This is a genomic window from Erwinia artemisiae, from assembly GCF_051400835.1.
Classification (GTDB): domain Bacteria; phylum Pseudomonadota; class Gammaproteobacteria; order Enterobacterales; family Enterobacteriaceae; genus Erwinia; species Erwinia aeris.
This window is the reverse complement of the sequence record NZ_JBLFFM010000001.1, coordinates 904,328-919,059: the sequence shown is the minus strand read 5'-3', so window position 1 is coordinate 919,059 and position 14,732 is coordinate 904,328. Positions and strand designations below refer to the sequence as shown.

Annotated in this window: 9 protein-coding genes; 4 read left to right on the top strand and 5 right to left on the bottom strand. The window is 56.2% G+C overall.

The window, feature by feature from the left end; all coding sequences use genetic code 11:
* The first annotated feature begins 37 nt into the window (after positions 1 to 37).
* Complete coding sequence (emtA, locus tag ACMGEE_RS04325) at positions 38 to 637, top strand: membrane-bound lytic murein transglycosylase EmtA (protein WP_125289821.1); 600 nt, start codon at positions 38 to 40, stop codon at positions 635 to 637.
* 49 nt (positions 638 to 686) lie between these two features.
* On the opposite strand, the gene ACMGEE_RS04320 is transcribed toward emtA, so the two are convergent.
* Positions 687 to 1,424: a flagellar brake protein gene (locus ACMGEE_RS04320; RefSeq protein WP_253454528.1), complete on the bottom strand. Its 738-nt coding sequence runs from the start codon at positions 1,422 to 1,424 to the stop codon at positions 687 to 689.
* 184 nt (positions 1,425 to 1,608) lie between these two features.
* Here ACMGEE_RS04320 and ACMGEE_RS04315 point away from each other — a divergent pair, with 184 nt between their 5' ends.
* Entirely contained in the window at positions 1,609 to 1,857 is a 249-nt protein-coding gene (locus tag ACMGEE_RS04315) for a GlsB/YeaQ/YmgE family stress response membrane protein (protein WP_253454527.1), read from the top strand.
* A gap of 63 nt (positions 1,858 to 1,920) precedes the next feature.
* On the opposite strand, the gene ACMGEE_RS04310 is transcribed toward ACMGEE_RS04315, so the two are convergent.
* A complete protein-coding gene (locus tag ACMGEE_RS04310) occupies positions 1,921 to 4,029 on the bottom strand; it encodes a TonB-dependent siderophore receptor (RefSeq protein ID WP_253454526.1) in 2,109 nt (702 codons plus the stop codon).
* Positions 4,030 to 4,294: 265 nt separating this feature from the next.
* A complete protein-coding gene (gene treA / locus ACMGEE_RS04305; RefSeq protein ID WP_301251747.1) occupies positions 4,295 to 5,941 on the bottom strand; it encodes an alpha,alpha-trehalase TreA in 1,647 nt (548 codons plus the stop codon).
* Positions 5,942 to 6,571: 630 nt separating this feature from the next.
* Between treA and ACMGEE_RS04300 the strand changes: the two genes are divergently transcribed.
* Complete coding sequence (locus tag ACMGEE_RS04300; protein ID WP_253454524.1) at positions 6,572 to 7,738, top strand: type VI secretion system ImpA family N-terminal domain-containing protein; 1,167 nt, start codon at positions 6,572 to 6,574, stop codon at positions 7,736 to 7,738.
* Positions 7,739 to 8,127: 389 nt separating this feature from the next.
* Here the strand turns inward: ACMGEE_RS04300 and fumA are convergent, their stop codons facing one another.
* Positions 8,128 to 9,774: a class I fumarate hydratase FumA gene (gene fumA / locus ACMGEE_RS04295; RefSeq protein ID WP_253454523.1), complete on the bottom strand. Its 1,647-nt coding sequence runs from the start codon at positions 9,772 to 9,774 to the stop codon at positions 8,128 to 8,130.
* Positions 9,775 to 9,862: 88 nt separating this feature from the next.
* Positions 9,863 to 11,362 carry a DASS family sodium-coupled anion symporter gene (locus tag ACMGEE_RS04290; RefSeq protein WP_125289686.1) on the bottom strand — a complete coding sequence of 500 codons (1,500 nt, stop codon included), beginning with the start codon at positions 11,360 to 11,362 and terminating at the stop codon, positions 9,863 to 9,865.
* A 579-nt stretch (positions 11,363 to 11,941) separates the two neighbouring features.
* On the opposite strand from ACMGEE_RS04290, the gene ACMGEE_RS04285 reads away from it, so the two are divergent.
* Positions 11,942 to 14,722, top strand: a complete 2,781-nt coding sequence (locus ACMGEE_RS04285) for a flavocytochrome c (protein ID WP_253454522.1) — start codon at positions 11,942 to 11,944, stop codon at positions 14,720 to 14,722.
* Positions 14,723 to 14,732 lie beyond the last annotated feature (10 nt).

Sequence of the window (14,732 nt, the reverse complement as noted above, 5' to 3'; positions counted from 1 at the left end):
TAGCGTGAAGAGCATAAAAACAGTGGCGATCGTGAGTATGCTCCTGCTGGCAGGGTGCGCCAGCCAGCCGCATAAACCGAATGAACATCAGCGGCAAACCCCGCTCACCAAGGCGCCGCCGGGGAAGGTTGCTCAGGCCTGGTCGCTGTTTACGGAAAACGCCGCGCATAACTACGGCGTCGATCAGAAGCTGGTTGAGGCGATCATTTCCGTGGAATCGGGCGGCAATCCAACGGTAGTCAGTAAGTCGAATGCCATTGGATTGATGCAGATAAAAGCCTCTACGGCGGGCCGGGAAGTCTATCGGGTACAGGGCCGTCGCGGGCAGCCAAGCACCTCGGAACTGCGCGATCCGGTGAAAAATATCGATATTGGTACGGCTTATCTGAAAATTTTGCAGGATAGTTCGCTGTCGGGGATCCGCGATCCGAAAACGCTGCGCTACGCCACTATTGTTTCCTACGCCAATGGCGCAGGCGCGCTGCTGAGAACGTTCTCACGCGACAGGGATCGGGCTATTGCCATGATCAACGCCATGACGCCGGAAGAGTTTTATCAGCATGTACAGAACAAGCATCCGGCAGCGCAGGCGCCGCGCTATTTGTGGAAAGTGACCACGGCCTACCGGACAATTTAGTGGGCGCGCGACCTGATAAAGCTTGCTGCGTCAGCAGGATGGCTTACGGCTACTGAAAGCGGGTGGCTTTTTCGCGCGCCAGACGTTCCAGCGAGAAAATCACGTTCTGTAACAGGCGCTCCTGGCTGAAATCCAGCGAGGCGAAGCGAAAGCTCAGGCGCGGCGTGACCACGGTTTCATTTTTATTGCCTACCACGCTGCGCTCGCCGACGTTAATCAGCGTGGCGTCCGCCTCAAGGCGACCATATTCGCCCAGTTCAACACACACTTTCTTAAAGATTTCGCCACCCTCCAGGCTTTCCGGAATGGGAGAATCGCTTAACACGCCGATACCGCCCAGCGAGAGATCCTGGACTCGCATCCGGCCCTGGCCGCTGCCGTCCGGCCATTTGACATAGCAGTAAAAAATGGGGTCAAGCGGGACGGCCACGCGAAAGAACTCACGTCGTTGGATCATCAGCAGCTCGTCGGGCAGCCCGGCACCGAAGGCGGGCAGGCCTTCATGACTGTCGTTTTCAAGGGCGTTAAGCGTAAACTCGACTTTTGCGCCGTAGGTTTCTGCGGCCAGATGCAGTTCATTCATTTCCAGCGCCAGCTGGTTTTCATACTCATTGCTGCCGTAGTCGACGATCAGACGCTCTTTATCCGCATACAGCAGCCGCGTAATAAACTGGCCTCTTGCATGAGAAACCAGAACAGGTGTCTGATTTTTTAGCAAATTTTTTAATACGGCAAGCACGGCGAGCGGGCCACGCTTGAGATATTGTTCTTTTTCTTCTTCTTTCACGTCCTACTCCGATTGGGTGTCAGAAAATCCGCACCTGGCGGTGTTACGTCAAATTATCGGCATCGGCGCGTGACGCTTTAGCCGGTCTGAAAAAAAAATCGCAAAAAGTTTGGCTTTAAATCACAGAGTTAGAAATCTTGCCTATACTTATGCCGTCTAATCAGTACAAGCAAAGGAGCAGTAAATGGGAATTTTGTCATGGATCATTTTCGGTCTGATTGCCGGTATCATCGCTAAGTGGGTTATGCCGGGTAAAGATGGCGGTGGTATTATTATCACCGTGATCCTGGGCGTAGTCGGCGCCGTGGTCGGCGGCTGGATCAGTACGCTGTTCGGTTTCGGCAAGGTAGACGGCTTCAACTTCGGCAGCTTTATCGTGGCGGTCATTGGCGCCATCGTTGTGCTGTGGATCTACCGTAAAGTCAGAAGCTAATCGCGCAGCGGTAAAGCTTACTGAGAAACCCCACGCTCCGGCGTGGGGTTTCTCTTATCTGCCTCAGAAATCGTAGCCGACGGTGGCCATCACCGAACGTTCCGCTCCCCAGTAGCAGTAGCCCGTGCCGTAGCAGGCCGCGACGTAGTGACGGTCGGTGAGGTTAGTGGCGTTAAGCTGCACGAAAGCGCCTTTCAGGCTGGGATTCCAGACGCCCAAATCGGCCCGCACCGAAGCGTCAAACAGCGTGACGGAGGGCAGCCGCGTGGTGTTTTCATTGTCCGCCCACTGCTTGCCGATATAGCGTACGCCCGCGCCCGCGCTGACGCCCCACGCAAACTGATATTTACCCCAGAAAGAAGCCATTGAATTTGGCGTCACGTAAGGCGTGTGGCCGTCGTTGCCGTCCACGGCATCCTTATAACGGACGTGATTAAGCGTGTAGCTGGCCAGCGTGCTCAGGCGCGGCGTCCACTGATGATGGGCTTCCAGCTCCAGCCCCTGCGAATGCACTTTGCCTGCCGGGTCGTAATAGGATTCCTTAACCACGCGGTTGCCCACATCTTTCTGCGTTAAATCGTACACTGCCGCGCTATAGAGATCCGAGGTGCCCGGCGGCTGATATTTCACGCCGGTTTCATACTGCTCCGAGGTCGTCGGCTGCAGCAGATTGCCGTTAATGTCGGAAAGCGACTGCGGCGTAATCGCCTGGCTGTAGCTGACGTAAGGCGAAACGCCGTTGGCAAAGGCGTAAAGCAGTGCGGCGCGCCCGCTGAGATGATCGTCCTGGCGGCGATGCTTGTCTGCCGTCGCATCGTTCTCCGTTTGCGATACGATACGGTCATAGCGCCCGGACAGATCCAGATGCCACTGCTGCCAGCTCATCTCGTCCTGCAAATAAACGCCGGTCTGATAGTAGCGGCGCTGCGAGCGGGAAAAATCGTAATCCGGCTGCGGCCCCAGCGCTTCACCCGTGCGCGCGTTCAGCTGGCTGGCGTTGCCGCTGGCTTCGTAAAGATCGTTTTTATACTGATGGTACTCCGCGCCCAGCACGACTTTGTGTGCCAGCTCGCCCGTGGCGAAATCCGCCTCCAGCTGATTATCCAGCGCAAAGGCATCGAGTGACGAGCGGGAGCCGGAGTAATAGCGGTTCAGCCGATCCGCGTCAGCCGTATCCCAGCCAATTTGGTAAACCTGATCGAGATCGACATTGGAATGGGCGTAGCTGGCGTTGGAGCGGAAAGCCCAGGTATCGTTAAAGCGATGGGCAAATTCATAGCTGTAAATCTGCTCGCGCCGTTTAAATTGATCCAGAGAACTGTCGCCATCGTAAAAGCCGGTACTCAGCTTGCGTCCGTTATGTTCGGTAATACTGCCGTCGCCGGGCACCGCGCCGTGATAGCCACCGGAAGGATCCTTCTGTAGATAAGCGCGCAGCAGCAGAGAGGTATCTTCATCCGGCTGCCAGAGCAGGGAAGGGGAAAGGGCGTATTTCTCTTCGCGCGTATGATCGTATTGCGTATCGCTGTGGCGGCTAAGGCCGGTCAGCCGGAATGCCCACTGTTCGTTAATGGCGTCGGTATAATCAAAGGCGGTGCTGGTGCTGTTATGGTTGCCCGCCGAGGCGCGGAAATGGCCCTGCTGGCTGAACTGCGGACGCTTCGAACTTTCCATCACCAGCCCGCCGGGCACCGTTTGACCGTAAAGCGCCGATGAGGGGCCTTTAATTACGTCGATACGTTCCAGAAACCAGGGATCGACCTGCAGTATATTGTAGCTGCCGGGATCGCTCATCAGCCGCAAGCCGTCCAGGAAGATATTATCCACGTCGCCGCCGTGGAAGCCGCGCAGCGAAACGGTATCGTAGCGGCTGGCTGCGCCGGCAAAATTCGTAAAAGCACCGGCGGTATAGCTCAGCGCCTGGTTGACGTCGGTTGCGCCCTGATCCTCCATCTGCTGTCGGGTGACAACGGAAACGGCCTGCGCGGTAAGCGCCAGCGGCCGGTCGGTTTTCATTGCGCCCTGGCTGGTGGTGGCGTTATAGCCGGAGGTCGGCGTAGTGGCCGTTTCGGCAGGAGCGGCGGTAACGACCAGCGTATCGGCGGCGCAAAGGGCAACGGGCGAGACAAACAGCGTAGTACAGAACAGCAGGCGTTTTTGAGCGAAAACCATGCTTCTTCCCTTTCAGAGTTCAAACAGAAAGCGCTGCCGGACTTGTTAACGGCTGGCAGCAAAAGTGTAAAGAGTATGACAATCTTAATGATAATTATTATCTTTACAACTACGGCGTACAATCCGTGATTTTTCTGATAAACGGCGTGAAGGGGAAAAATAAGCAGGAGGAATCAGGCAAGCGTGCGTGATTTTCTGGTAAGCAACGAAGGGAGAGAAACAAGCAGGGGGAAATCAGGCGATCCTGGACCGCCTGAAGAAAGGCTTACTGGCCTTTAGTGATATCGCCGACGTTATTACATACCACCCCTTTCGGGCAGTAGAGATCCATTAACTTCAGCGTGACGCCGTTGGTCCAGCCGAAGCCGTCCTGTAGCGGGTATTCGCCGCCGCCGCCGCCGCCCAGGTTATTGCCTTCCACCACATATTTTTCGACCAGCTTGTGCTCTTTGTCATAGGTGGTCTGCACGTTTTTCAAAAAGCGCATGCCGATATCTTTCGCCAGCGTCTGCTTGCCGTAGTTGTTCAGCCCTTCCACGGCTGCCCACTGCAACGGCGCCCAGCCGTTTGGCGCATCCCACTGCTGGCCGTTGTTGACGTTGGTTGTTACCAGGCCGCCTTCCTTCACCAGCTGCGCCTGGACCGCCGTCGCCGTGCGGTTGGCCTGATCCGCCGTTGCCGCCTTGAGATAAAGCGGGAACAGCGTCGCGGCCGTCAGCTGCGGACGGACTTGCGCCATCTTCCAGTCATAGTCGGCGTACCAGCCCTGTTTTTCATCCCAGAAATAGCGGTTAATCGCCTGCTGGCGCTGTTCGGCCCGCTGCGCAAAGCGCTCGCTGGCGTCCGCCTGACCGGCCTCTTTATTGGCGCGCGCCAGCGTTTTTTCCAGATGAAACATCAGCGAGTTCAGATCGACCGGCAAAATAGCGGTGGTTTGAATCGAGGAGATATCGTCCGGCTTAGCGAACCAGCGTGAGCTGAAATCCCAGCCGGAGGCCGCGCCCGAGCGAAGATCGCGATAAAGCTCGCCCTTATCGCGTCCTTTAGCTTTTTCCACCGTCGCGATGTCGTCCATATAAGATTCGGTACGCGGCACGTCACGGGCGTCCCAATAGCGGTTCAGCAGCGCGCCGTCTTTCAGCTTCACCAGCCGCTTGCTGGCTTCGCCCGCTTTGAGGTGGTCAGCGCCGTTCATCCAGTAGTCATACTCTTTCTGCAGCTCCGGCAGGTACTGACGATAGACGCTGTCGCCTTTATGCGTCGCCAGCAGGTCGACCATCAGGCTGAAGAAAGGCGGCTGCGAGCGGCTGAGATAATAGCTGCGGTTGCCGTTAGGGATATGGCCATATTTATCCAGCAGCGAGGCGAAGTTATCCACCATATCCTGCACGCGATCCCAGTGGCCGCTTTCCGCCAGGCCAAGCATCGTGAAATAGCTGTCCCAATAGTAAATCTCCCGGAAGCGGCCGCCCGGCACGACGTAAGGCTTGGGCAACGCCAGCAGAGAATCCCACTGGTTAACCGGCGTGGCGTTACGGGTCAGTACCGGCCACAGCCCGTCGATATGTTCACGCAGGCTCTGTCCGGCAGGCGGCACGTAGGCCGGGCCGTTGGTGGGCAGCGTGAAGTTAGTATTCACAAATCGGCGCAGGTCGAAATTGCGCTGTTTTCTCTGCATCTGCCAGTCTGCCAGGATCAGGCTGGGACTGGTTTTCGGCAGGGCGTCGGCGAAGGTCTTTTGATCGGGAAACAGTTTAGCGGCCTGCACCGCCTTAAACAGCGGCCCCAGCGTCATATCAGGCGGCTGCGGCTGCCCATCGGCGGCAGCGGCGAAGCCGGCCTGCGTCAGCGCGGCAATCAGCAACGGCAGCGACAGCACGGTTTTCCATTGACGTTTTTCAACTTTCTGCATTAGTCGTTCTCCCTATCCCAATCGAATAGCTGTAAGTTATTGACCCTGAAACAAACTTTAGACGAAATTCCGGAGTTCGCCCGGACCGGTGCCGCGAAATGTGATGCGCCAGGCTTTTTATCAACGGCGCATGAAAGAAAAGGGGTACAAACTGGAAATATTTAATCAAATCTATTAAGCAAATAAAGTAAAAATGGCTTATTCAGGATGCGGCGGCTAATAGCTTCCTGAAAGCCATCTGATATCAGCGGCCGTCCGTAAAAAACAACCCGCTAACTGGAACGGTGGTTTTATGAAGGATCTTTTTTCGATAATTGTTTAGCGGGCTGTTTGCTACGCTTGCCAACAAGCCGCCGCTTTATGTTACTGAAAAAGATCGGATGGTGAAATAATGAAAATAAAAGCCGCCTGTTTTGTGAAGAAGCATCCTCATTGCAACGAGGAACGATAAATTACTTTTGCAAATCACTATTATGGTTAATATATTACAGGTGACTTTAGGGTGACATCACGGTTTTATCCTCTGTCCTGAGGAAAATTTTTTATCGTGACGCGGGAAAGCATATTGACGCAAACGCTTGAAGTCCATTCAGGGATTGACAGAATTATTGGAAAAAAGGAACAACCGGCATGACAACACACGGCGACAATATTTTGCAGACAGGCGGCGATCCTCGCGCGCTGGCGGAATTTTCCGCCCTGCGGCAGGAAATCGCCTTGCTCAATCAGCCTGGCGAGTCAGGGCCGGACTGGCAGCGCGTGGAGGCGCTCGCGATCGCGCTTTTTCGGGCGAACGGCATGGATTTGCAAAGCGTGGCCTGGTATACGCTGGCCAGGGCGCACAGCGCCGGGCTGCCGGGATTGTGCGAAGGGTTTGAAATCATTACGGCAATGATGAAACATCAGTGGCCGACGCTCTGGCCGCAGCCGCTTTCCGCCCGGCTGGCGATTGTGACCTGGCTGAGCGCCGGGATGCAACAACGGCTTAAGGAGCTTCAGCCGGAAGCGAGCGATCTCGATCTGCTTTACCGACTGCAGGCGCAGCTGGAACAAAATGTCAACACGCTTGAGGTGCTGGCCTACAAGCATCTGAGCCAGCTTGATCGCCTGAATATCCAAATCAGCGAGCTTATAGCGCAGCTTACCGTGCCGGAACGCCAGCTCAAAACTGACCGGACCATGCTGACGAGGGCGACCCTGGCGCGGGCCGGTCGTAGCGATGAGTTCACGCCGCTGGTTTACGTGCCGGGTGATATGACCAGCTCTGGCGCGCTCACGGTCAGTTTTAGTTTTTGGGAGCGTAGCCGGGGCTTTTTTGCCGGCATGGTTGTCGCCTGCCTGCTGTGCGCTTTAGGCTCGTGGGCTTTGCAGCTGATGCAGCCCGAGCCGGATAAAGCGCAGCGGATTGCTCTGCTGGCCCGCCAGGTTACGCCAGAGCTGGGCGGCCAGGATAAAAACTGGCAGGAGGCCGTTATGCTGGCCGCGCTGCCCAGGGAGCAGCTGGTGCTGTGGCATACGGCACGGTTGAGATTAAAAAAAATGCTGGCGCTGGTGAAGGTGCCGGAGGAGCAGCGCGCTGGCTGTCTTACCTATACGGAATTCGAGGCTCAGCTGGTCACTCTTCGGCAGCCTCTGGAAGCGATGCAGCCCGCAGAGGAGCTGTTGCGTCAGCTTGAGTCGAATCCGCTATCGCCGGTATTAAGAGGGAAAATAGAGAATCGCTTAAAACAGCTGCTGGCGCGCTACGCGCTTATTCTTCAGTCTGCCAGTAAAGACGCTTCGGAGAATAATAAATAATAGCCTGCGCGCTTCTTTTTAAACGAATGACGTTTTCCTGAAATAGTATAAAGAAGATGGGCGGAATATGTGTTCTGTTTCTTAACGGAGCTTTTCATCGTTATAGCCAGGCTCGTAACAAGACCCGCTTGTTTTACCAGTCGTTTTTCAAAAATAACCCTGTGGTATTTTATCAGGTTCATTTTTACTGCGCGCTTCTGTTTCCCCCAGAGATGGGGTGTAGGTTATTTTTTACAGGGGATAAGTAGCGCCAGCAAATAAACAGGGTGGATAAGAAGCGAATTTACAGGGCATGTAACGGGCAGGGCACTGTCGTTGTATTAGCGCGCCAGCAGCCTTTATCTGGCGCGCTCATGGCTGGCTCCTTTATTCGATAAAGGGGCCGCTGATTATTTAGCGCATTTACCGCACTGATTTTGCGCAATCAGCGTGAAAAAGTCGTTGCCTTTATCATCGACCAGGATAAACGCCGGGAAGTTTTCCACCTCAATCTTCCATACCGCTTCCATACCCAGTTCCGGGTATTCCACGCACTCCAGGCTCTTGATACTCTGCTGCGCCAGCACCGCCGCCGGGCCGCCGATACTGCCCAGGTAAAAGCCACCGTGTTCGCGACAGGCATCGGTCACCTGCTGGCTGCGGTTGCCTTTCGCCAGCATAATCAGGCTGCCGCCGTTGGCCTGTAAACGATCGACATAAGAATCCATTCGTCCGGCGGTTGTCGGGCCAAGCGAGCCGGAAGCATAGCCTTCGGGGGTTTTGGCCGGGCCGGCGTAGTAAACGGGGTGATCTTTCAGGTACTGCGGTAAACCTTCGCCTCTTTCCAGCCGTTCGGCGAACTTCGCATGGGCGATATCGCGCGCCACGATAATGGTACCGCTTAGCGAAAGCCGGGTAGAAACCGGGAAGCGCGACAGCTGCGCCAGAACCTCTTCTATCGGCCGGTTGAGGTTAATCTGATGCACCTCGCCTTCACCCTGCTGGCGCAGTTCGGCCGGAATATAGCGTCCCGGATTATCCTCCAGCTTTTCAATCCAGATGCCATCGCGGTTGATTTTCGCTTTGATATTGCGGTCGGCGGAGCAGGAAACGCCCATGCCGACCGGGCAGGAAGCGCCGTGGCGCGGCAGGCGGATCACCCGAATATCGTGGGCGAAGTATTTGCCGCCGAACTGGGCGCCCAGCCCCAGCTTCTGCGCGGCCGCCAGCAGCGCCTGCTCCAGCTCGCGATCGCGGAACGCCTGGCCATGCTCATTGCCTTCAAACGGCAGGCCGTCATAGTAGTGCGTTGAGGCCAGCTTGACCGTTTTCAGGGTGCTTTCGGCCGAGGTGCCGCCGATCACAAAGGCGATATGGTAAGGCGGGCAGGCCGCCGTGCCCAGCGTGCGCATTTTCTCGGTCAGCCAGGCCTCCAGCCTGCCGGGGTTGAGCAGAGCGCGCGTCTCCTGCCACAGGTAGGTTTTGTTGGCGGAGCCGCCGCCTTTAGCCATGCAGAGAAATTTATACTCATCGCCGTCCACGCTGTAGAGATCGATCTGCGCAGGCAGGTTAGTACCGGTATTGATCTCGCGATACATATCCAGCGCGACGTTCTGCGAGTAGCGCAGATTATCCTGGCTGTAGGTGTTGTAAACCCCCTGCGACAGCGCCGCTTCATCGCCGCCGCCGGTCCAGACGCGCTGGCCTTTTTTGCCCATAATAATGGCCGTGCCGGTATCCTGGCAGGTTGGCAGCACGCCTTTCGCCGCGATCTCGGAGTTTCTTAAAAATTGCAGCGCCACATACTTGTCGTTCTCGCTGGCCTCCGGATCGCTCAGAATAGCGGCGACCTGGCGCTGGTGTGCGGGACGCAGCATAAAAGCGGCATCGTGAAACGCCTGCTGCGCCAGCAAAGTCAGCGCTTCCGGCTCGACTTTCAGCACTTCCTGACCGGCGAATTCGCTGACGGAAACGTGATCGCTGCTCAGCAGATAGTATTCGGTTTCGTCAGGGGCGAGAGGAAAAGGGTTCTGATAGACGAAAGGTTTGTTTGACATTTTGCTCACCTGGTAAGCCGTAGCGTGCGCCACGGCAAGGAAAGAGGCCGGGGCCGGAAAAGGCCCGTCAGCCTGGGTTTTTTTACGGTCAGAACATCATGACCATCCACGGATAGGCAATCAGCATCATGCCGCCGAGGAAAATCGCGCCGAAAATAGTGCCAAGCCGCCAGTAGTCTTTGGTCGGCAGATAGCCGCTGCCGTAGTAGATTGGGCTGGGGCCGGTGCCGTATGGGGTGATAATCCCCATCACGCCGAGCGAGGTCACCATCATCAGGCAGTAGACCGGCATATTGATGCCCGGAATGGCGGCAGCGATGGTCAGCATGGCCGGCAGCAGCGCGGTGGTATGAGCGGTGGTGCTGGCAAAAAGGTAGTGCAGCAGGAAGAAGGCCACCAGCAGCATCACGGCCGCCACTTGCGGATCGATGCCGGTCAGCAGCTGGCCGCCTTCTTTGCCCAGCCAGGCGATAAAGCCGACGCGCGCCAGGCCATCCGCCAGCGCCACCAGCGTGGCGAACCAGGCGAAGGTGTTCCAGGCCGGTTTATTGCTGGTGATATCGTTCCAGTTCAGTACGCCCGTCCACAGCATCAGCACCACGACCAGCAGCGCCGCCATGGCCGGTTCAATCCAGCTGGTGGCGAAAATCCACATCAGCAGCGCGCAGCAGACAAACAGCAGCAGCAGCATTTCGTTGCGCGACAGCTTGCCCAGTTTTTCCAGTTCGCTTTTTGCCCAGCGCGGCACCTCGTCGTTGATCTTCACTTCCGGCGGATAGAACCAGTAGGCCAGTAAAGGCATAGTTAAGATCAGCAGCAGGCCCAGCGGCAGGAAGGCGAGGAACCAGTTCCCCCAGGAGATATCGAAGCCCACGATGCTTTTCACCAGCGCCAGCGCCAGCAGGTTAGGCGCGAGCGCCGACAGGAACATTGAGCTGGTAATACAGGCTGCGGTGATCGCCACCCACATTAAATAAGAACCAATTTTACGCGCGCTGGGATCGTTGGGTTTGGAACCGTACAGCGGCGGCAGGTTAGCGATAATCGGGTAGATAGTCCCGCCGCTGCGCGCCGTGTTGGACGGGGTGAAAGGCGCCAGCAGCAGATCGGCGAAGGTAATGGCGTAGCCCAGCGTCAGGCTGCGTCGCCCCAGATACTTCACCAGGATCAGCGCCAGACGGCGGCCAAACTGCGTCTTGTCATAACCCGCGGCGAACATAAACGCGCCGAAAATCAGCCAGACCGTAGAGTTGCCGAACCCGCTGACCGCCCATTTAAAGGACTGCGTGGCGGCCTGGAATTTGGGGTCGGCCAGCTCGGCCGGACTGAACAGCAGCCAGTGGCTGAACAGGGCAATGACCACCACCCCGGTCAGGCCGATCACCGCACCGGGCAACGGTTCGAAGATCAGGCCAACGATGACGCCGACGAACACCGCGAAGAAGCGCCAGGCGTAAGGCTCCAGCCCGCCGGGGACCGGCGTCAGCAGCAGCAGCACCGTGACCAGCACGGGCAGAAAAAGCATAACAAGACGTTTTTTGGTTCCCGGTGAGGCGGGCGATCCACTCGACGTTGATTTTGTTTTCATAGTGTTGATCTGCAAGTTAACAGTAATAAAAGAGATATGTCCCGGTTAATGGCTACGCCCTTTTTAAACGGGCTTATTTACCGCGACCCTGGTGACAGGATGACCTTTTTAAACATGTTTTTAACATACTATTAAGGAACTGTGAAGATAATGCAGGTCGCCCTGAATAATAATATTGATCTGGATCAATAAATATTTCCAGCCATTTTGTTCTTTTTTTTGGAAAATGCATTTTCCCTGATTGTCTTCCCAAAATTGTTACGTGTAGAGCAGTTTACTGTTACGTTTTTATTTCCTGAAATAGCTGGTACTATTTTTAGTGTATTGATTTTAATGCTTTTATTTTTAGGTGGCAATTGGAATTTGCTTTTAGTTAACTAATGAGTAACAATCAGAGCGGTGACGGCGTGACATAATGCGGTAATTGTTTCTGGTAATTTAAAAAGTTTAATAACTAAATTAACCGATTTAATAAATCCAGAATTGATATATTTATTGCATAAAGCAGAACCCGTTAATTAAGCGAAGATGTTTCTTATGTAACACGGTTCAAAAATTTAAATTTTGGAGTCGATAATAATGAACACGCTCACCCCGATCCTTAATCCGCTGACGCTGCCGAATGGCGCCGTATTAAAAAACCGTCTGGTAATGGCGCCAATGACCACCTGTACGGGATTCTACGACGGCACCGTCACCAGTGAACTGGTAGAGTATTATCGCGAACGTGCCGGCAGCCTGGGCGCGGTGATCGTGGAGTGCTGTTTTATCGATCCCAAAGGGCCGGCATTTCCCGGCGCGATAGGCATTGACAGCGATAACAAAATCGCGGGCCTGGCGCGGATAGCAAGCGCGATCAAATCCAAAGGCTCGCAGGCTATTCTGCAAATTTATCACGGCGGCAGGATGGTGGAGCCGGAGCTGATCGGCGGCAGAACGCCGGTTGCGCCCAGCGCCATCGCCGCGCCGCGTGAAGGCGCCACCACGCCGCAGGCGCTGACCGGCGAAGAAGTTGAGGTGATGATCACCAAATTCGGTGACGCGGTGAACCGCGCCATCAAGGCCGGCTTCGACGGCGTGGAGCTGCACGGCGCGAACACCTACCTGATCCAGCAGTTCTATTCGCCCAATTCCAACCAGCGCGACGACCAGTGGGGCGGCAGCCGCGATAACCGCACGCGCTTCCCGCTGGCGGTGCTGGATATCACGCATAAAATGGCCGAACGCTTCGCGGACGATACCTTTATCATCGGCTATCGTTTCTCGCCGGAAGAGCTGGAAGTCCCCGGTATTCGCTTTGACGACACGATGTATCTGCTGGAAAAACTCGCCGAGCGCGGGCTGGACTACGTGCATTTTTCCGTAGGGCAGCTGCTGCGGCCTTCTATCGTCGACACCCAGGATCCCACGCCGCTGATTACCAAATTCCGCGCTATGCGCTCCGAAACGCTGGCAAAAATTCCGGTGATCGGCGTCGGCGGCGTGGTGAATAAAGCCGATGCCGAAAGCGGGCTGGAGCACGGTTTCGATCTGGTGGCAATCGGCAAAGCCTGCATCGCCTATCCTGACTGGGCCGATCGCATTATTCACAACGACCATCTGGAACTCTATATCGACAGCAACCGGCGCGAGGCGCTGAAAATCCCCGAGCCGCTGTGGCGCTTCTCGCTGGTGGATGCGATGATCCGCGATATGAGCGCGACCGGCCGCAAATATAAAGCGGGCGTTTATCAGGAAAAAGTCGAGGCGGAGGCGCTGAAGCTAAAAATCAACGTCGCGCTGGATACCGATCGCATTACCGATATCACGCTGGTGCCGGACGATACGCTCGACGTCGATTTCACCACCACTTTCGAAAGCCTGCGCAACCGCATTCTGGTTGCTAACAGCCCGCATGTGGATGCGATTACCGGCGCCACCACCCAAAGTGAAGCCCTGAAAAAAGCGGTTTCGCGGGCGCTCGCTACCTCCAGCAAAGAGCATGTAATAGAAGAGGGCGGCAATCCGCAGGCGCCGCAAAACTACGACGTGGTGGTTATCGGCAGCGGCGGCGCGGGCCTGGCGGCGGCTATCCAGGCGCATGACGAAGGCGCGCGCGTGGCCATTATCGAAAAAATGCCGACCATCGGCGGCAATACCATCAAGGCCTCGGTAGGCATGAACGCGGCGGAAACGCGCTTCCAGAAGCTGAAAGGCATCAAGGACAGCAAAACGCTGTTCTATGAAGAAACCCTGAAAGGCGGCCATTTCAAAAACAATCCCGTGCTGTTGAAAGAGTTTGTGGAGCTGGCGCCTGAGGCTATCGAATGGCTGGCGGCGAAAGGCATTGAGCTGAACGATATCACCATCACCGGCGGCATGAGCATCGACCGCACCCATCGTCCGGCAGACCGCTCGGCAGTAGGGGGCTTTCTGATCAGCGGCCTGGTGAAAAACATTAACCAGCGCAATATCGAGGTGCTGCTGGAAACCTCGGTGGAAGAGATCATTTATACCGACGGCAGGGTCAGCGGCGTGAAGGTGGTCGATGAATATTATGACAGCCGCATTCTTAACGCCCGCAGCGTAATCGTTGCCACCGGCGGCTTCAGCGCCAACCGCGAGATGGTCACCCATTACCGGCCGGAGCTGGACGGCTTTGTCACCACTAACCATAAGGGCGCGACCGGCAGCGGTATCGCGCTGCTGCAAAAACTTGGCGCGGGCACGGTGGATATGGGCGAAATCCAAATCCATCCAACGGTAGAGCAAACCACCTCCTATCTGATCTCCGAATCGATTCGCGGCGGCGGCGCCATTCTGGTCAGCCAGGCCGGACACCGTTTCTGCAACGAGATGGCGACCCGCGATAAAGTGTCGGCGGATATTATCGCGCTGCCGGAGAAAAGCGCCTGGGTGATTTTTGACGAACAGGTCAGGCTGAACAACAAGGCGGCCGACGAATACCTTGCCAAAGGCTTTGTGGTCAGCGCGTCTTCGCCGCAGGAGCTGGCGATCAAGCTCAATATGGATCTGCACGCGCTGCTGGCGACGCTGGAGCGCTACAACCTGTTTGTCGAGCGCCAGCAGGATGAGGATTTCGGTCGTCAGACCGCGATGCGCCATCCGCTGAACCAGGGGCCGTTTTACGCCATCCGCATCGCGCCCGGCGTGCACCATACGATGGGCGGCGTCACCATCAACAGCGATACCGCCGTGCTGGATGAGCAGCAGCAGGTTATTGCCGGGGCATGGGCGGCGGGTGAAGTCGTCGGCGGCATTCACGGCGGTAACCGTATCGGCGGCAACGCTATTGCCGATATCATTATCTTCGGCACGCTGGCCGGACGTCACGCGGCTGATTTCGCCCTGCATCATTAACACACCGGAG